At 69.2% G+C, this 18,871-nt stretch carries 14 protein-coding genes; 10 read left to right on the forward strand and 4 right to left on the reverse strand.

The genetic code is table 11. From position 1 onward, the window contains the following. Window positions 1–10: 10 nt before the first annotated feature. A complete protein-coding gene (locus tag C9412_RS11865) occupies window positions 11–535 on the reverse strand; it encodes a hypothetical protein (protein WP_107231798.1) in 525 nt (174 codons plus the stop codon). 130 nt (window positions 536–665) lie between these two features. Here C9412_RS11865 and C9412_RS11870 point away from each other — a divergent pair, with 130 nt between their 5' ends. Both C9412_RS11870 and C9412_RS11875 read left to right on the forward strand, forming a co-directional pair. Next, the gene (locus C9412_RS11870) at window positions 666–2,822 is read left to right on the forward strand and encodes a bifunctional (p)ppGpp synthetase/guanosine-3',5'-bis(diphosphate) 3'-pyrophosphohydrolase (protein ID WP_107231799.1); all 2,157 of its coding nucleotides are present in this window, start codon (window positions 666–668) and stop codon (window positions 2,820–2,822) included. A 30-nt stretch (window positions 2,823–2,852) separates the two neighbouring features. Then, window positions 2,853–4,418: a hypothetical protein gene (locus C9412_RS11875; protein ID WP_107231800.1), complete on the forward strand. Its 1,566-nt coding sequence runs from the start codon at window positions 2,853–2,855 to the stop codon at window positions 4,416–4,418. On the opposite strand, the gene C9412_RS11880 is transcribed toward C9412_RS11875, so the two are convergent. After that, complete coding sequence (locus tag C9412_RS11880) at window positions 4,415–6,514, reverse strand: glycosyltransferase (RefSeq protein WP_107231801.1); 2,100 nt, start codon at window positions 6,512–6,514, stop codon at window positions 4,415–4,417. The genes C9412_RS11875 and C9412_RS11880 overlap by 4 nt on opposite strands. A 96-nt stretch (window positions 6,515–6,610) precedes the next feature. On the opposite strand from C9412_RS11880, the gene mrcB reads away from it, so the two are divergent. The 4 genes from mrcB (at window position 6,611) to tsaB (ending at window position 12,908) form a co-directional block, all read left to right on the forward strand. After that, complete coding sequence (mrcB, locus tag C9412_RS11885; RefSeq protein ID WP_107231802.1) at window positions 6,611–9,049, forward strand: penicillin-binding protein 1B; 2,439 nt, start codon at window positions 6,611–6,613, stop codon at window positions 9,047–9,049. Further along, complete coding sequence (locus C9412_RS11890; protein ID WP_107231803.1) at window positions 9,046–9,582, forward strand: hypothetical protein; 537 nt, start codon at window positions 9,046–9,048, stop codon at window positions 9,580–9,582. Before mrcB ends, C9412_RS11890 begins: the two co-directional genes overlap by 4 nt. A gap of 563 nt (window positions 9,583–10,145) precedes the next feature. Further along, complete coding sequence (locus tag C9412_RS11895) at window positions 10,146–12,185, forward strand: ATP-dependent DNA helicase (RefSeq protein ID WP_107231804.1); 2,040 nt, start codon at window positions 10,146–10,148, stop codon at window positions 12,183–12,185. A gap of 9 nt (window positions 12,186–12,194) precedes the next feature. Further along, on the forward strand, window positions 12,195–12,908 hold the full coding sequence (tsaB, locus tag C9412_RS11900) for a tRNA (adenosine(37)-N6)-threonylcarbamoyltransferase complex dimerization subunit type 1 TsaB (RefSeq protein WP_107231805.1): 714 nt from the start codon (window positions 12,195–12,197) through the stop codon (window positions 12,906–12,908). Between the two features lie 487 nt (window positions 12,909–13,395). On the opposite strand, the gene C9412_RS11905 is transcribed toward tsaB, so the two are convergent. Then, window positions 13,396–14,280, reverse strand: a complete 885-nt coding sequence (locus C9412_RS11905; RefSeq protein WP_107231806.1) for an energy transducer TonB — start codon at window positions 14,278–14,280, stop codon at window positions 13,396–13,398. After that, window positions 14,280–15,227, reverse strand: coding sequence for a glutathione synthase (gene gshB / locus C9412_RS11910; RefSeq protein ID WP_107231807.1), 948 nt, complete (start codon window positions 15,225–15,227; stop codon window positions 14,280–14,282). Before gshB ends, C9412_RS11905 begins: the two co-directional genes overlap by 1 nt. Before the next feature lie 240 nt (window positions 15,228–15,467). On the opposite strand from gshB, the gene pilG reads away from it, so the two are divergent. The 4 genes from pilG to C9412_RS11930 are packed head-to-tail and all read left to right on the forward strand — an operon-like array spanning window position 15,468 to window position 18,858. Continuing rightward, window positions 15,468–15,869 carry a twitching motility response regulator PilG gene (pilG, locus tag C9412_RS11915; protein ID WP_005418455.1) on the forward strand — a complete coding sequence of 134 codons (402 nt, stop codon included), beginning with the start codon at window positions 15,468–15,470 and terminating at the stop codon, window positions 15,867–15,869. Between the two features lie 18 nt (window positions 15,870–15,887). Beyond that, window positions 15,888–16,250: a response regulator gene (locus C9412_RS11920; protein WP_057498588.1), complete on the forward strand. Its 363-nt coding sequence runs from the start codon at window positions 15,888–15,890 to the stop codon at window positions 16,248–16,250. Then, window positions 16,250–16,780: a chemotaxis protein CheW gene (locus C9412_RS11925; RefSeq protein WP_107231808.1), complete on the forward strand. Its 531-nt coding sequence runs from the start codon at window positions 16,250–16,252 to the stop codon at window positions 16,778–16,780. The genes C9412_RS11920 and C9412_RS11925 overlap by 1 nt, the downstream gene beginning before the upstream one ends. 41 nt (window positions 16,781–16,821) lie before the next feature. Next, the gene (locus C9412_RS11930) at window positions 16,822–18,858 is read left to right on the forward strand and encodes a methyl-accepting chemotaxis protein (RefSeq protein WP_107231809.1); all 2,037 of its coding nucleotides are present in this window, start codon (window positions 16,822–16,824) and stop codon (window positions 18,856–18,858) included. The last annotated feature ends 13 nt before the right edge of the window (window positions 18,859–18,871 follow it).

An 18,871-nucleotide genomic window follows, 5' to 3' on the forward strand; every position in this document is an offset into this window, starting at 1 on the left:
AGCGACGGCGTTACTTGGCGCGGCGCACCTTCGGCTGCACGTTCACCCCGTCCACTTTCATGTACCACACGCCGATCAGGCCCGGGCGCATGCTCACCTTCGGCGTCTGCCTGGCGCTGCCGGAGAACTGGGTGGCGTCCACCTGCTCCCATTCCTGCCCGTTCTGCAGCACGTAGCGGCGGCCCTTGGCGAAGCCGCGGAACTCGCCCTGCAGCGTGCTTTCGATCGGCTCGTCGCTGCCGAAGTCGAAGAAGCCGCGGTTCTTCTTGATCACTTCCTGGCGGCCTTCCTCACGTGCGGTGGCGACGGCCTGGGTCGTGGCGGCCTGCACCTTGCCCTGCAGCCAGCGGTTGAGCGAGGCCAGTTCGGCGGCACTGAGCTTGTCCAGGCCGGCGGCCTGGAACTCGGCCGGCGACATCTGCTGCTGCAGGTCGCCATCCACCGTGCGCTGGGCCAGTGCCGGTGCGGACAGGGACAGCAACACGGCGGCACAGGCCAGCAGCCGTGGGCGGACGCGCGGGGCAATCGAAGGCATGGCGGGTCTCTCCTGGGTGTGTGGGCGAGTGTAGCGGCATGTCTTCATGCCGGGTGATGGTGGCCGCGGTGATTGTCCCTGAACGGCGCCGGCGCTAGTGTAGGGGTCTCTGTCTTACCTGCTCGATGCTGTGAACCGCGCTTCCGTCCCCGGCCTGGATGCCTTGTTGAACCGTCCCTCGGCAGCGGTGCTGCCTGCTCCGCTGCGCCAGGCCCTGCGCGAGCACTGGGAAGCACCGGAATGCGACCCGCAGATGCGTGCCAGCTGGTCGGTGCTGGGTGACACCCTCGATGCGCTGGCGATGTTGTCGGCCGACGAAGGCGCGGTGGTGGCCGCACTGCTGTTCGATCTGCCCGGCCTGCGCGCCAGCCTGGAGCAGTTGCCGCTGGGCGCACACAAGGCCGCCGTGGTGGGCCTGCTCGATGGCCAGGATGCGGCCGATCCGGTGTGGGCGCTGCACGCCGGGCGCGAAGCGGGACGCAACAGCGAAGGCCTGCGCCGGCTGTTGCTGGCGATCATCCGCGACCTGCGCGTGGTGCCGATTCTGCTGGCCCGGCAGCTGGCGCGCATGCGTGCGGCCGACAAGCTGGACGAGGAACAGCGCCGGGCGCTGGCCCAGCTCACCCGCGACATCCACGCGCCACTGGCCAACCGGCTGGGCATCTGGCAGCTGAAGTGGGAACTGGAAGACCTGGCCTTCCGCCATCTGGAGCCGGAGACCTACCGGCGCATCGCGCGCGAGGTGGACGAAACCCGAATCGCCCGCGAGCGCTACGTCGAGAACGTCAAGAAGGTGCTGTCGCGCGAGCTGGTCGCACAGGGCATCAAGGCCGAAGTCAGTGGCCGCCCGAAGCACATCTACAGCATCTGGCGGAAGATGCAGAAGAAGCGGCTGGCCTTCGACCAGCTGTATGACATCCGCGCGGTGCGGGTGATGGTGGACGACGTTGCGTCCTGCTATGCCGCGCTGGGCGTGGTGCATGCGCTGTGGGCGCCGGTGCCGAGCGAGTTCGACGACTACATCGCGCGGCCCAAGGCCAATGACTACCGTTCGCTGCATACCGCCGTGGTCGGCCCGGAAGGGCGCACCATCGAAGTGCAGATCCGCACCCACGAGATGCACTCGCAGGCCGAGCTGGGCGTGGCCGCGCACTGGAAGTACAAGGAAGGCGGCAAGGGCGCGGAGAAGTCCTTCGATCGCAAGATCACCTGGATGCGCCAGCTGCTGGAGCAGGCCCAGGACGGGCAGGGCAACGAACTGGCCGGGGCGCTCGATGCCGAGCTGACCGAAGACCGCGTCTATGCGCTGAGCCCGAAGGATGAGGTGCTGGATCTGCCGCAGGGCGCCACCCCGCTCGATTTCGCCTACCAGGTGCACACCATGGTCGGCCATCGTTGCCGCGGGGCCAAGGTCAATGGCCGCATCGTGCCGCTGACCTATCGCCTGCGCAGCGGTGACCGCGTGGAGATCCTGACCGGCAAGGAGGCCGACCCGCGCCGCGACTGGCTGATGCCGGCGCTGGGCTTTCTGGCCAGCAACCGCTCGCGCGAGAAGGTACGCAGCTGGTTCCACAAGCTGGACCGCGCGCGCAACGTGCAGGCCGGACGCGAGCTGCTGGAACGCGAACTCAAGCGGTTGGGGCTGCAGCACTCGGACCTGGCGTTGGCGGCGAAGAAATTCCATGCCGACAGCGTCGATGATCTGTACATCCAGGTGGCGCTGGGCGATACCGGCCCCAACCAGGTCAGCCGGGCGCTGCTGGAAGCAGAGCGTGCGGCCAGCCAACCGGCGCCCGCACCGACCCTGCCGCGCCCGACCGCGCGCCGCGAGAACCTGGGCAAGTCCAAGTTCACCGTGCAGGGCGTGGGCAATCTGCTGGTGCAGCTGGCGCGCTGCTGCCAGCCGGTGGCCGGCGAACCGATCGTCGGCTACCTGACCCGTAGCCGGGGTGTCACCGTGCACCGTGCAGACTGTGCCGCGCTGGCCCGCCTGGCGGCCACCAGCCCGCAGCGCATCCTGCCGGTGGAGTGGGGCCAGGCCGGCGGTGGCTACGAGGTGGACGTGGTGGTCGATGCGGTCGACCGCCGCTGGCTGCTGAAGGACATCACCAACCTGATCGCCCAGGAAGACGCCTACGTGCTCGATATCCACAGCGACAACGTGCGCAACAGCGGCCGGGCCCATCTTCGGCTGCGCCTGAAGGTGAGCGACTACGGCCAGTTGTCGACCCTGCTGGGCAAGCTGGATGCGCTGCCGGGCGTGAGCGAGGCGCGTCGCCTCGGCTGAGCTTCACGCTGCCCCGGCTACCCTGCACGCATGGAACGCGAGCCTCCGCATCGCCCGCATGGCGCTGAACATCCGGCGCTGGACCGCGTCCGCCGCGAAGGCCGTTGGTGGTGGCTGCAGGCACGCCATGCGCGCCGGGTCTGGCGCTGGGCGCTGGTCGCGGCGCTGGCGGTGTTCGTGTTGCTGGTGCTGCTGCGTGGACCGCTGGCCGACTGGTTCTGGGATGAGCCGCAGATTGAACAACTGCTGGCCGAGGCCGACCGTGCGCTGGCCGCAGGGCGCCTGAGCGAGGCTGATGGCAGTGGTGCACGCGAGCGTTACCAGGCCGCACTGGCGCTTGATGGTGACCGCCTGCAGGCACGCCAGGGCCTGGCGCGTACCGGTGCGGCGGCGCTGCAGCAGGCGCGTGACCGCCTGCTGCGCGACGACCTGGAAGGCAGCGCGCAGGCACTGGCGTTGGCCCGCGAACTGCAGGTTCCGCAGGCAGAGGGCGACGACGTGGCGCGCCAGCTGCAGGCGCGGCGCAGTGCAGGCGTTGGTATCGGCGCATTGCTGGCGCAGGCACGCAACGCCTTCGCGGCGGGCCGGCTGGATGACGGCGACAGCAGTGCGCTGCCCTTGTTCCAGCGCATCCTGGCCCTGCAACCGGACAACCTGCCGGCGCTGGAAGGGCGCGAGGACGCACTGAGCGATCTGCTGCAGCAGGCGCGCGCGCGCGCTGCGCGTGGCGCGCTGGCCGAGTCGGCGGCGATGCTGCTGCGCGCACGCCAGTTCGATGCCGGGCATGCCGATCTGCCGGCCAGCCAGGAAGCGCTGGCACGGGCCGTGGACCAGCGGCTGCAGCAGGCACATCGCGCACTGCGGCGGCAGCAGCTGGACGCGGCGGGCGAGGGGTTCCTGGCCGTGCTGGCGGCGGCACCGGACGATGCCAACGCCCAGCGCGGCCGCGAGCAGACGCTGCAGGCGGTGCTGGCGCGCAGCCAGACGCTGGCCAATGACTTCCAGTTCGAGGCCGCGCAGCGCGATGCGGCGCTGGCGGCGGCACTGGGTGCGTCCTCGGCGGCACAGCAGCAGCTGGCGCAGCGGCTGTCGCGCGCGCAGCAGGCCCAGCACGCATTGCAGCAGCCGCGCCTGGGCACTGCGCAGCGCGAGCGCCAGCTGCGCGACCACCTGCGCAGGATCGAGCGCGCCGAGGCCGCCGGTCAGTGGATCAGTCCTCCCGGCCACAGTGCATTCGATGCGCTGCGCGAGGCGCAGTCGCTGGCACCGCGGGACGCACGGGTGAAGGCCGCCGCCGCGCGGCTGCTGCCCGCCAGCCGCCGCTGCTATGACGACAACCTGCGGCAGAACCGCGTGCAGGCCGCCGGGGCCTGCCTGCAGGCCTGGCAGACCTTGTCGCCGACCGCCTCCGGTCTGCCGTCCGCGCGCCTGCGGCTGGCCCAGCGCTGGCTGGCAATCGGCAGCGAGCGGCTGGGCAGCGGTGATGTGGCGTTCGCGAGCCACGCCGCCGAACAGGCCCGCCAGCTGCAACCGGACCTGGCCGAGCTGCCCGCGTTCGAAGACCGCCTGCGCCGTGCCGGCGCACGCGCCGATTAGGCCAAGAACACCCGCTGTACGGTCGCCCGGGCCGCATCGAGCGAGAAATGCTCGGCCACGTTGGCCAGGCCGGCATCGGACAGCTGCTGCCACAGCTGCGGGTCCTGGTACAGGCGCACCACCGCCTCGGCGAAGCCGGCGGCATCGTCGGCCACCAGAACATCCTGGCCGGGATGCAGGTGCATGCCTTCGACCGCGCAGGTGGTGCCCACCACCGGTTGGCCGTGGGCCATGCTCAGATTGATCTTGCCCTTTACGCCGGCACCGAAACGCAGCGGCGCGATGGCGATGCGCGCGCCGTCCATGTAGGGCGTGATGTCCTCGACGAACCCGTGCATCTGCACGCCCGGCTGGCGCTCGGCCAGCGCCCGCAATGCCTCCGGTGCGGCTGCGCCGATGCAGTGCAGGCGTACCTCCGGCAGGCGCTCGCGGATGCGCCCGAACACCTCGCCGATGAACCAGGTCATGCCGTCCAGGTTCGGCGGGTGGCGGAAACCGCCGACAAAGACCAGGTCATGGCGCTGGTTGTAAGGTGCGCCAGCGCCGGCCACTTCGTGCAGGTTGGAGATCAGTTCCACGCGCACGCCGGGTGCATCGGCCTGCAGCTGCTCACGCTCGGCGGCGCTGACCAGTACGGTGATGTCGCACTGTTCCATGACCGCAAGCTCGCTGCTGCGCGTGCGCTCGGCCGCACGCAGCAGGGTTGCATCGCCAGCGACTTCAGCGCCGCGGCGTTCGCGCAGGTAATGCAGGTCGACGGTATCGAACACGGTGCGTGCCTGCGGGGCGTATCGCTTGAGCAGCGGCAGGCACTCGTGGGCCACGTGATGGCGCACCAGCAGGGCCACATCAAAGCGCGCGCCGTGGTTGCGCAGCCAGCCGGCCACACCGTCCAGGAAGGGGGCGTACCACACCTCCACGCCCATCCGCTGCAGCGCTTCGGTGGCGGCACCGGCATGCTCGCGCCGGGTCGGCACGAACACCACATGGGCACCGCCCTGCAGCAGCAGGCGGATCAGATTGACCTGGCGCAGCGAGCCGGAATCGCGGTCCGGCTGCGGGATTTCTTCATCCAGGATCAGTACCTGGCGGCGGCCACGCAGCAGCAGTGCCGGCGAGGGCACTTCACCGACCGCCGGATGGCGGGCCAGTTCGGCCGCCCACTTGGCCGCGAAGATGGCCTGGTTGCGCACCTGGTAGGCCTTTACCCCGCTGCCGGTGTCGGTGCCATTGCTGGTGCCTTCGTCGTGGATCACCCGGCTGGCCGGCTGCACCAGCACCCGCAGGCCCTGTGCGCGCACGCTGAAGGCCAGATCGGTGTCTTCATAGTAGGCCGGCCGGTAGCGGGTATCGAGGCCGCCCAGCTGTTGCCAGAGCGCACGCGGCAGCATCACGGCGGCACCGGAGCAGTAATCGACGTCGCGCAGGCTGGCAAAGCGCGGGTCGTCGGCGGCCTCGAAGCGCCCGTAGCTCCAGCCGCTGCCGTCTGCGAAGATCACCCCGCCCGACTCCTGCAGGCGGCCGTCCGGGTACAGCAGTTGGCTGCCGACCAGGCCGGCGTCGGGCACGCTGCCGAAGGTGTCCAGCAGGGCATCCAGCCAGCCCGGCTGCGGCACCGTATCGTTGTTGAGCAGCACCACGTAGCGGCCGCGTGCGCGCGACACACCGTCGTTGCAGGCGTCGATGAAGCCGCCGTTGTGTGCGCGCACCTCGTAGCGCAGCCCGGTCACCTGCGGCATCCAGTGCGTGGTGGCATCGCTGCTGCCGTCATCCACGACCAGGATCTCGCACGCGGCGGCCGGCGGATGCGCCGCCAGCGCGCGCAGGCAGGCCAGGGTGTGCTCGACGTGGTTGTAGACCGGGATGATGATGCTCACCACCGGTGTTTCGCTGAACGGCACCGCGAACGGCGCGAACGCCTGGGCCGGTGGCAGGTACAGCGGCGTGCGCGGGGCGGGGACGGCGCGCTGGGTATGGACGCGGATGCGTTGCCAGGTCGCCCGCCAGCCACGGGTGCGCAGGCTGGCCAGACTGCGCCGGGCCAGGCCGCTCAGGCGGTTGATCAGGTATCGGATCTCGGCCAGGGACATCGCCATCCGGTTGCAACTCCAGCTTAAGCAGGGGAATCGGCGGGAATCCGCCAGCCGCAGTGGCTGGGGTAGACTCGCCAGACCTTACATTCTCGCATTCCCGTGCCCCGACGCTACGATTCCGACGACATCGACGATTTCGACGACGACCCGCAGGACGGTGGCCCGCTGTGGCGGCGCCGGCTGATCACCTGGAGCATGGCGGCGGTCGCGCTGGGATTGGGCTTCCTGATTCCATACACGCTGTACCTGAACCAACAGGTGACACAGCGCTTCGGCGAGCTGCGCTGGCAGATCCCGACACGGGTCTACGCGCGCCCGCTGGTCCTCACGCCCGGCAAGGCGATGGATGCGGCCACGCTGAAGACCGAACTGGCGGCCTCGGCCTACCGCGATGACGGGCAGGGCAAGGAGCCGGCCACCTATGCGGTGAACGGCGGGCGCTTCGTCATCTCCAGCCGCGGCTACAACGATGTCGATGGCCGGGTGGCCCCGCGCCGGGTGGAACTGTCGCTGGCCGACGGTGGCGTGGCCTCGCTGCGCGATGCCGACAGCCGCAAGGCCCTGAAGGCCGCGCGGCTGGACCCGGCGCGCATTGCCACGCTGTATGGCCAGAAGCAGGAAGAACGCCGCCTGATCCGCATGGACGAGGCGCCGGACCTGCTGGTGACCGGCCTGCAGGCAGTGGAAGACAAGGACTTCAACCGCCACCACGGCATCGACCTGTCCGGCATCGCGCGCGCGGTGTGGGTGACCGTGCGCTCCGGCGGCCAGAGCCGCCAGGGCGCGTCCACGCTGACCCAGCAGCTGGCCCGCAGCGGCCTGCTCGGCATCGGCAAGGAACAGACCGTCACCCGCAAGTTCAATGAAGTGCTGTACGCGCTGATCATGGAAGCGCGCTACGACAAGCGCACCATTTTCGAGGCCTATCTCAACCAGGTGTACCTGGGCCAGCGCGGCAGCCAAGCCATCCACGGCATGTCCTCCGGCGCCGAGTTCTGGTTCGGTCGTGACCTGCAGTCACTGGAAACCGAACAGATCGCACTGCTGATCGGTCTGGTGAAGGGGCCGTCGTTCTACGATCCGCGACGCAACCCCGAACGTGCGCTGGACCGCCGCAATTTCGTGCTGGGCAAGCTGCACGAGGCGACGCTGATTGACGATGCCGAGTACCAGCGCGCCCTGAAGGCGCCGCTGGGCGTGCCCAAGACACCGGGCCTGGTGGCGGCCAACCGCTTCCCGGCCTACGTGGATCTGGTCCGCCGCCAGCTGGGTCATGACTATCCGGAATCGGCGCTGCAGGGCGCCGGCCTGAGCGTGATGAGCGGCATGTCACCGTCTGCCCAGGCCTATGCCGAAGGTGCGGTGACCCGTACCGTCAAATCGCTGGAGAGCAAGCGTCGGCCCGAACTGCAGGCCGGCATGGTACTGACCGACGTGCACAACGGTGATGTGCTGGCGGTGATCGGCAGCCGTGAGGTCTCCGAGGTCGGCTTCAACCGCGCGATCGAAGCGCAGCGTCCGGTGGGTTCGCTGCTCAAGCCGTTCGTGTACCTGCTGGCGCTGGCACAGCCGGACCGCTACTCGCTGGCCAGCTGGGTCGACGATTCGCCGGTGACGGTGCAGCTCGGCCGTGGCCGTAACTGGAGCCCGGGCAACGCGGACAACCGCAGCCATGGCACCGTGCGCCTGATCGATGCGCTGGCCCATTCCTACAACCAGGCCACGGTACGGGTGGGCATGCAGGTCGGCCCCGAGCGCGTGACCCAGCTGATCCACGTGCTGGCCGGCATCAAGGCCGAGGCGAACCCCGCGGTGATCCTCGGCTCGACCGACCAGAGCCCGTACGCGATGGCGCAGCTGTACCAGTTCCTGGCGTCCGGCGGCGAGATCCAGCCGCTGCATGCGGTGCGTGGCGTGCTCGATCCGCAGGGCAAGCTGCTCAAGCGTTATGACAAGACCCCGGCGCCGGCGCAGGAAGGCGACTCGATCGCCGCCAACCTGATCAGCGTCGGCCTGCAGCAGGTGGTGTCCAGCGGTACCGCGCAGCGCCTGAATGCCGACGGGCTGGGCCGGCTGCAACCGGCCGGCAAGACCGGTACCACCAACGATGGCCGCGACAGCTGGTATGCCGGCTACACCGGCGATCATCTGGCGGTGATCTGGATCGGCAACGACCAGAACGAGCAGGCCGGGCTGTATGGCGCCACCGGCGCGATGCGGGTGTGGTCGGGCATCTTCCAGCGCCTGCCGAGCGCGCCGTTGCGGGTCAGCAACAAGGGGCTGGACTGGCAGCCGGTGGCGGCCACGGGCATCAACAGCACCGACGACGGCTGCCCCGGCGCACGCCGCTTCCCGTTCGTGGTGGGCTATGCGCCCGCCTATGCGCCGTGTGCGCCCGCCGTTTCGCCCGAGGCCCAGGAGGGTGCCGAAGGTGAGGGCGGGGGCTGGCGCAGCTGGTTCGGCCTGGATCGCAAGCCGGACCCGCCCGCAGAACCTGCCGCAGCCCCGGCTGCGGCCACTCCCCCTCCGAGCCGATGAAACCGATGAACATCCGAAACCTGCTGCACCCGCTGTCCGTGGCTGGACTCAGCCTGGCCCTGGCCGCCTGCGTGAGCAGCGCGCCTCCGGTGGTCAAGCCGGTCGCCACCACCACCCCGGCGCAGCGACTGGCGGCGGTCGAGGCGGCGGCGGGTCCGGATGACAAGGAGTTGTCGGTGCAACCACTGCGTGATTCGCAGGTGGAGGATCTGCGCTTGACCGCACAGGCGCAGCGTCAGGCGAGCGATCTGGCCGGCGCGGCCAGCAGCCTGGACCACGCGTTGCAGATCGTGGCCGACGACCCGGCAGTGCTGCAGGAACGGGCCGAGCTGGCGCTGCTGCAGGGCCAGTGGGCGCAGGCGGAGACATTCGCGCGCAAGGCGGTCGATCTGGGTTCGAAGACCGGTCCGTTGTGCCGCCGGCACTGGGCGACGATCGAGCAGTCGCGCCTGGCGCGCGGCGAGAAGGAGAACGCGGTGTCGGCGCATGCGCAGATTGAAGGTTGCACGGTGCCGGGGATCAAGCGGTACTGAATTTCCAGCCAACGGCGCAGCCCCTCGTGGCTGGCTGCTTGGCCGGCGAAAGCAAAAGCTGCGCTTGGCCGGGCGGGGTGGGTTCGCGGGGGACGCCGTGAACCCGTCCATGGGGGCTTGGCCGCGGCATCCATGCCGCGGACACCCCCGCGAACCCACCCCGCCCGGCCTCTGACAGTTTCCGTGTGCTGCCAGCCACGGAAAAGAAAAAGAAGATCAAGAGCGGGTCGCGCGCTCGCCACAGGGTCGGATCCGTTTTCCGCAGGAAAACGGCTCTGACCCTTTCTGTTTCAGTAGAGCAGGCTCGACGCTACGAAGCGCGTCCCTCCGTCACCGGGAAACTGTCGAAGGCGGGTCGGGAGGGGCAGGCAGGACCGTTGGCGCCATGGATGGCGCCATCGAGCCCCCATGGATGGGTTTACGGCGTGTCCTGCCTGCCCCTCCCGACTCGCCCAGCACGTAGAAACCCAGAGCCATGAACCACGCTGTTGCCGTTGCTTTTGCTGGTGCCCTGTCTTGAAACGGGTGCCGGGCAACGCCCGGCCCGGTATCCTTTCCGCCTGATGTCCGACCTTGTCCATGCCAGCCGCGAAGCCCTCAGCGACGGCGGCGCGCTCGCCTCGCACCTGGACGCGTTCGTTCCGCGCCCGGCCCAGCTGCGCCTCACCGAAGCCATCGCCGATGCGCTGCAGCAGCGCGATCTGCTTTTGGCCGAGGCCGGTACCGGCACCGGCAAGACCTTCGCCTATCTGGTGCCGGTGCTGTTGTCCGGCCTGCGCACCATCATCTCCACCGGCACCCGGGCGCTGCAGGACCAGCTCTACCACCGCGATCTGCCGCGTGTGCGGCAGGCACTGGGGGTCGGCCTGCGCAGTGCGCTGCTGAAGGGGCGCGCGAACTACCTGTGCCGCTATCGCCTGCAGCAGGCGCGCGGCGAACCGCGCTTTTCCAGCCCCGAACAGGCCGCGCAGTTCCAGCGCATCCTGGCCTGGTCCGGGCGTTCGGAGTTTGGCGACATCGCCGAGCTGGACGGGCTGGCCGATGATTCGCCGCTGCTGCCGATGGTCACCTCCACCGTCGACAACTGCCTGGGCACCGACTGCCCGTTCTGGGACGACTGCTTCGTGGTGCGCGCCCGCCAACGTGCGCAGGCCGCCGACGTGGTGGTGGTCAACCATCACCTGCTGCTGGCCGACCTGGCACTGAAGCAGGACGGTTTCGGCGAGCTGCTGCCGGGCGCGCAGGCCTTCGTCATCGACGAGGCGCACCAATTGCCGGAACTGGCCGCGCAGTTCTTCGGCGAGGGCTTCGGCATGCGGCCCTGGCAGGAACTGGGTCGCGACTGCCTGGCCGAGGCACGTGGCGTGGGCGGCGCGCAGTCGGCCCTGCAGGCGCCGGTCGATCAGCTGCAGCAGGCGCTGCTTGCATTGCGTTCGGCGATGGAAGGCCTGCCGCCGCGCGGCACGCAATGGCGTGCGCTGGCGATGCCGCAGGTGCGCGAGGGCTTCGATACCGTGATGGCCGGCCTGGTGGCACTGGAGCAGGCGCTGCAGCCACTGCGCGAAGCGGCGGCGGGCCTCGATGCCTGCCATGCACGGGCACGCGAGGCGGTTTCGCGATTGAGCCGATGGCTGGGCGATGACGAGCCCACACTGGATTTCGACACCGATCCCAGCGAAGTGTCAGGTGCGGCCGATGTGCTCTGGTACGAGCTGACGCCGCGTGGTTTCCGCTGCCAGCGCACGCCGATGGATGTGTCCGGCCCGTTGCGCGAGCATCGCCAGCGCAGCCGCGCGGCATGGATCTTCACCTCGGCGACGCTGACCGTGGGCGGTGGCTTCGACCATATCGCCACCCGCCTGGGCCTGGACGATCCGCATACGCTGGTGCAGCCGAGTCCGTTCAATTGGCCCGAGCAGGCATTGTGCTACCTGCCCGAAGGCCTGCCCGATCCGGCGGCGCGCGGCTTCGGCACCGCGCTGATCCAGACCCTGCGGCCGGTCCTGCAGGCCTCGCAGGGCAGGGCGTTCCTGCTGTTCGCCTCGCACCGTGCGCTGCGCGAAGCGGCCGAAGCGTTGCGTGACGGACCCTGGCCGCTGTTCGTGCAGGGCGAGGCGCCGCGCGCCACCCTGCTGCAGCGCTTCCGCGAATCGGGCAATGGCGTGCTGCTGGGCTCGGCCAGCTTCCGCGAGGGCGTGGATGTGGTCGGCGAGGCGCTGAGTGTGGTGATGATCGACAAGCTGCCCTTCGCCGCACCGGACGACCCGGTGTACGAGGCGCGGCTGGAGGCGATCCGCGGCCAGGGTGGCAATCCCTTCCGCGACGAACAGCTGCCGCAGGCGGTGATCGCGCTGAAACAGGGCGTCGGTCGCCTGATCCGCAGCGAGAGCGACCGCGGCGTGCTGGTGTTGTGCGACCCGCGCCTGCTCAACCGCGGCTACGGCCGGGTTTTCCTCGATTCGCTGCCACCGTTCCGCCGCACCCGTGCGCTGGCCGATGTGCAGGCCTTCTTTGCGCCACAATGGGCCCCCGTGGCCGATGATGCCGTACCGGCCGCCCCTGCGGCGGACCCGGCGCCCGGTGCCACGTTCCCCCTGTTCTGACCTGATCCGATGAAACTGCTCGCCTTTGAAACCGCCACCGAAGCCTGTTCCGTTGCCCTGCATGTCGATGGGCAGGTCCTGGAACGTTTCGAGATCGCGCCGCGCCGGCACGCCGAGCTGAGCCTGCCGTGGGCTGAGGCGCTGCTGGCCGAGGCCGGTATCAGCCGCCGCCAGCTTGACGGCATCGCGCTCAGTCGTGGTCCGGGCGCCTTCACCGGTGTGCGCCTGGCCATCGCCATTGCGCAGGGCATCGCACTGGCGCTGGACCGACCGCTGCTGCCGGTCTCGACGCTACAGGTGCTGGCCTTGCGCGCGCCGGCCGAGCAGACACAGATCCTGTCGGCGATCGACGCGCGGATGGGCGAACTGTACGTGGCGCGCTTCGAGCGCGTGGCGGGCCTGCCGGTGGCGCGCGATGCCGAGCGCGTGTGTGCACCGGCGGCGGTGGCGCTGCCCGATGGCCTTTCGGCCTATGGCGTCGGCACCGGCTTTGGCGCGGGCGACGGCGCGCTGGTGGCGCAGTTGGGTGATGGCCTGCGCGGTTTCGACGCTACGGCGTTGCCGCGGGCATCGGATGTGCTGGCGCTGGCGGTGCCGGCATTCGCGCGTGGCGAGGCCATTGCACCGGAGAGGGTCGAGCCGGCCTATCTGCGCGACAACGTGGCGCTGACCCTGATCGAGCAGCAGGCGGCGCGCGAGGCCAAGGCGAAGGCCAACGGCTGAGCCCCTCGTGGCGGGCGGTTCGTCGCGTAAATCAAATGCCGTGGTTTGGCCGGGCGGGTGGGCTGCGCAGGGGACGCCGCAAGTACGTCCCTGTAGGCTCGGTCGCGCCATCCATGGCGCTCACGCCCCTGCGCAGCCCACCCGCCCGGCCACGGACAGTTTCCGTGTGCGTCCACCACGGAAAATCAAGAAGAAAGTCAAAGTCAAACGCCGATCGCTTCGCTCGCATCCACGCATGGCGTGGATGTGTCGACCAAGGTCGACACCCACCAACAGCAATGAGGCGCCGCGAACTGTCGGAGGTGGGGCGGTGTGGGCTTGCAGGACCGTTGGCGCCATGGATGGCGCCATCGAGCCCCCATGGATGGGTTTACGGCGTGTCCTGCAAGCCCGCACCGCCCCGCCAAGCCCAACATCCCGACCGCCGCTTTTGCCGTTGCTCTGGCTCCGCAGCGGGTCCCGGGCCGCAGGCCCGGGCAACAAACCCCTACCGATCGTCGCGCAGTTCGCCGCCGGGCAGGAATACCCAGGTACGCGTGACCTGCAGGATGTCGATCGCATCGTCGGTCTTCGGCAACGGCGGGAACGGCTGGGCCAGCTTCACCACCCGCAGCGCCGCTTCATCCAGCAGTGGCGTCCCGCTTGAACGCAGGATGCGGCTGCTCTCCACGCTGCCATCCCGGCGCACGCCCACGCTGATCACCACCTGGCCGCCCAGCCGGCGTTGCCGCGCCTCGTCCGGATAGTTCAGGTTGCCCACCCGCTCGGCACGGTCCACCCACGCCCGCAGGTAGTTGGCATACGCATATTCGCGCGTGCTGGCCGACACGAACTTGCGGTTCGGGCGCTTGGCGTACTGTGCCGAGCGCAGATGCACCTCGGCCGCCAGCCGTGCCATCTCCGCATCGCGTTGCTCGCGCGCGGTCAGCGGCGCATCCGGTTCGGGCTGGTCAGGTGTCGGCCGGGCCTGGGCCTGGGCCACCGTTTCCTCGCCATTGCGGCTGCTGACCACGCGCGCCTGCGGCGGCGGGACGGGCGCGGCCGCCTGTTGCTGCTGCGGTACCGGGCTCAGACCCGCCTGCGCCTGCGGCACGATGCCGGCCTGGTTGTCACGCGGTCGCTGCGCGCGGTCGTGCTCGCCACCGCCCTCCTGGTTGGCCGCGGCCAGGAAATCGGCCTGCTTCGGGGTCAGCGCGGTGCGGGTCTGGCTGAAGATCACCTCCAGCGTCGGCACCAGCGGCGCATCGCCCTTCACTGCAAATCCCACGCCCAGGATCAGCAGCGCGTGGACCAGCACCGACAGCGCGATGGTCGCCCCCAGCCGCTGCGCTTCGCGTGGCGGCGGGGGCAGGACGGCAGACGCGGCGTGCATCAGCGCAGGCCGGCCTCGAGTGCGTCGAACAGGGTGCCGGCAATGTTCAGGCCGTACTGTGCATCCAGCTCGCGCACGCAGGTCGGGCTGGTCACGTTGACCTCGGTCAGGTAATCGCCGATCACGTCCAGGCCGACGAAGCGCATGCCACGGCGCTTCATTTCCGGGCCGACCTGGGCGGCGATCCAGCGGTCGCGCTCGCTCAGCGGGCGGCCTTCGCCGCGACCGCCGGCGGCCAGGTTGCCGCGGAACTCGTCACCCTGCGGGATGCGCGCCAGGCAGTAGTCCACCGGTTCGCCATCGACCAGCAGGATGCGCTTGTCGCCGGCGCTGATATCGGGAATGAACTTCTGCGCCAGCGCCAGCTTGCGGCCGCCGTCGGTCAGCGTTTCCAGGATCACGTTCAGGTTCGGATCGCCCTGGCCGCTGCGGAAGATCGAGCGCCCGCCCATCCCGTCCAGCGGCTTCAGCACGGCCTGGCCGTGTTCCAGGGCGAAGGCCTTCAGCGCCTTGGCGTCGCGGCTGACCAGGGTCGGCGGGCAGCATTGCGGGAACAGCAGGGCGGCCAGCTTCTCGTTGTAGTCGCGCAGGCCCTGCGGGTTGTTGACCACGCAGGCGCCGGCGGCGGCGGCCACGTCCAGCACCTGGGTGTCGTAGACGTACTCGGCGTCGACCGGCGGATCCTTGCGCATCAGCACGATCTGGCCCGGGCCGAATTCGGTACGGCTGAATGCGCCCAGCTCATACCAGCCGGCCGGGTCGTCGCGCACCTGCAACGGCGCGGTCTGGGCCACCGCCACGCCGCCTTCCAGGGCCAGTCCGCCCGGCCGCACGTAGTGCAGGGCATGGCCGCGGCGCTGGGCTTCCAGCAGCATGGCGAAGGTGGTGTCCTTGGCGATCTTGATGTGGGCGATGGGGTCCATCACCACGATGACGTTCAACGGCATGGGCGCACCTGTCAGGCAAGGCGTTGATGGTAGCGGCAACGCCGCCCGCGTGCCTGCCTGCCGCACCGCAACGCAGCGTCCGCCTGGCGGCAGCGCAGTCATTGCGAACCCGGTCACGTTCAGCAGGGCGCCACGCCCCGCGTGGTGGGGCGGCCTTGAAGCGGGCGCGGAAAGTGCGATATAGATACGCTTTCGTAGCGGCCCCCGCCAAAGATCGGGCCGTTCGCTTGGGGATAGGCAATGACTGAAAACACGACTGCGGGCGGGGAACTCGCAGGACTCCGGGTGATGGTCATCGATGATTCGAAGACCATCCGCAGGACTGCGGAAACGCTGCTCAAGCGCGAAGGCTGCGAGGTGGTCACCGCCACCGACGGCTTCGAGGCGCTTGCGAAGATCGCAGACCAGCAACCGCAGATCATCTTCGTCGACATCATGATGCCGCGCCTGGACGGGTATCAGACCTGCGCGCTGATCAAGGGCAACCAGCTGTTCAAGGCGACCCCGGTGATCATGCTGTCGTCCAAGGATGGTCTGTTCGACAAGGCGCGGGGACGCATCGTCGGCTCGGAGCAGTACCTGACCAAGCCTTTCACGCGCGAAGAACTGCTGGGTGCCATCCGCACATACGTCAACGCCTGACCAGGGGGGAAAGGCACAATGGCTCGTATCGTCCTGATCGAGGATTCACCGACCGACCGCGCGGTGTTCAGCCAGTGGCTGCGCCGTGCCGGCCACGAAGTGCTGGAAGCGGACAACGCCGAGGACGGCCTGCAGCTGGTGCGTGACCAGGTGCCGCAGCTGGTGCTGATGGACGTGGTGCTGCCCGGCATGAGTGGTTTCCAGGCGACGCGGGCGATGGCCCGTGACGCGGCGATCAAGCACATCCCGGTGATCATCGTCAGCACCAAGGCGATGGAAACCGACAAGGCCTGGGGGCTGCGCCAGGGCGCGGCCGATTACATCGTCAAGCCGCCGCGCGAGGATGAACTGATCGCGCGGATCAACGAACTGGTGACCTGATGCGCTCGCCCTTCGACATCCTGGAAGCCTACGAACGGCGCAGCCTGGCCCATGCGGTGCAGCTGCCCGAACGCCAGTTCGCCCAGGACCTGTGGCGTGGCGTGGGCTACCGCGTCGGCCAGCGCCGGCTGGTGTCCGATTTCCGCGAAGTGGTGGAAATCGTGCCGATGCCGCCGGTCACCGCGGTGCCCTGTGCCCAGCCCTGGCTGCTGGGCGTGGGCAACCTGCGCGGCAACCTGTTTCCGGTGGTGGACCTGAAGTACTTCCTGGAAGGCACGCGCACCGTGCAGCAGGAAGGCCAGCGCGTGCTGATCATGCGCCAGGCCGGTGGCGACGTTGCACTGACCATCGACGAACTGTTCGGCCAGCGCAGCTTCGAACAGGACCAGCAGATTGCGGCCGGCACGCTGGCCGAAGGGCGTTATGGCCACTTCGTCGATCGTGCCTTCCATGCCGACGGCCATGACTGGGGCGTGTTCTCGCTCTCGCTGCTGTCGCGCACCCCTGAATTCCGGCAAGCCGCGGCCTGAGGCCGGGCATCGCCCCCTGCATTGAAGATCGAGGTTGAACGATGAGTACTGCTTCGGACGCCACCAAGACCGGCAAGCTGCGGCTGGGCGGCAGCAACCTCTGGTTGTTCCTGCTGCTGGCATCGATGATCCTGTTCGGCGTCAATACCGGCGTCGCCACCTGGCAGGGCAGCCGCCTGGCCGACGCCGGCTCCAAGGCCGCCGATCTGCAGGTGCTGTCGCAACAGCTGGCCAACCAGGGCCGTGATGCCGTCGGCGGCAACGCCCAGGCCTTTACCGCCTTCAAGGCCACCCGCAACGCGATCGAACAGAATGTGTCGACGCTGCAGGGCCGTTACGGCAAGGAACCGGGCGTGTCCGGGGCCATCGCCAAGCTGGGCGAAACCTGGGCGCCGCTGGGCAAGCAGGCCGGCCAGCTGGTGGCCAGCGAGCCGGCGGTGCTGGCCCTGGCCGGCAACGCCAACAACTTCACCGGCGCGGTGCCGGGCCTGCAGGCCCAGCTGAACGAGCTGGTGCGCGCGATGTCCGCCTCCGGTGCGCCGTCGGCGCAGGTGTACAGCGCACTGCAGCAGGTGGTGGTGGCCGGTTCGATGGCCCGCCGCGTGACCGAAATGCGTGCCGGCGGCAGCGCCGCGGCGACCTCCGGTGATGCACTGGCGCGTGATATCACCGTGTTCTCGCAGGTGCTCGATGGCCTGCGCAACGGCAACGAAGAACTGGGCATCACCGCTGTGCGCGGTGCCGCCGCCGTGGCCGCGCTGGAGCAGTCGCAGCAGAAGTGGGAAGCGATGAAGCAGGACGCCGATGCGATCCTGGCCAGCTCGCGCCAGCTGTTTGCGGCGCAGTCGGCGGCCACCGCGCTGGGCCAGGGCTCGGCGCATATGCTCGATGACAGCCGCAAGCTGTTCGACGCCTTCTCCTCGTTCGGCTCGGTGTCCGACACCCGCCTGTTCCCGAACTTCTGGATCGGCGTGGTGTCCGGTGCGCTGTCGCTGATCGCGATCATCGGCTTCGTCTCCACCAACGTGCGCAGCCGCTCACGCGAGCAGGAACTGCGCTACCAGACCCAGGTGGAGTTCAACAGCCGCAACCAGCAGGCGATCATGCGGCTGCTGGACGAAATCTCCTCGCTGGGTGAGGGCGACCTGACCGTCAAGGCCTCGGTGACCGAGGACATGACCGGCGCCATTGCCGACGCGATCAACTACGCTGTCGATGAACTGCGTCACCTGGTGACCACCATCAACGACACCTCGGCCAAGGTCGCCGTGTCCACCCAGGAAACCCAGGCCACGGCCATGCAGCTGGCAGAGGCCGCCGGCCACCAGGCCAACCAGATCACCTCGGCCTCGGACCGCATCGGCGAAATCGCGGCGAGCATCGAACAGGTATCGCGCAACTCGGCCGAGTCGGCCGACGTGGCACAGCGTTCGGTGGTGATCGCCGCCGAGGGTGCCGGCGTGGTGCGCGAGACCATCCAAGGCATGGACCAGATCCGCGACCAGATCCAGGAAACCTCCAAGCGCATCAAGCGCCTGGGCGAGTCGTCGCAGGAAATCGGCTCGATCGTGGAACTGATCAACGACATTTCCGAGCAGACCAACATCCTGGCGTTGAACGCCGCCGTGCAGGCGGCCTCGGCAGGTGAAGCCGGCCGCGGTTTCGCGGTCGTGGCCGACGAAGTGCAGCGCCTGGCAGAACGTACCTCGGGTGCGACCCGACGCATCGAGAACCTGGTGCAGGCCATTCAGGCCGATACCAATGAAGCGGTGACGTCGATGGAACAGACCACCGCCGAAGTGGTGTCCGGTGCGCGCCTGGCCGAGGACGCCGGCACCGCGCTGACCGAGATCGAGCGCGTGTCCAACGCCCTGAACACCCTCATCAAGAACATCTCCATCGCCGCCCAGCAGCAGTCCGCCGCGGCCTCGGACATCACCCGCACCATGGGCGTGATCCGGCAGATCACCGGCCAGACCTCGCAGGGTGCCGGGCAGACCGCCGAATCGATCGGCCACCTCGCGCAGCTGGCGGCGGACCTGCGTCGTTCGGTCGCCGACTTCAAGCTGCCGGCGTGACGCGGGCAGGGCG

The organism is Stenotrophomonas sp. Nf1, assembly GCF_003028475.1.
In the GTDB taxonomy this organism is placed as follows: domain Bacteria; phylum Pseudomonadota; class Gammaproteobacteria; order Xanthomonadales; family Xanthomonadaceae; genus Stenotrophomonas.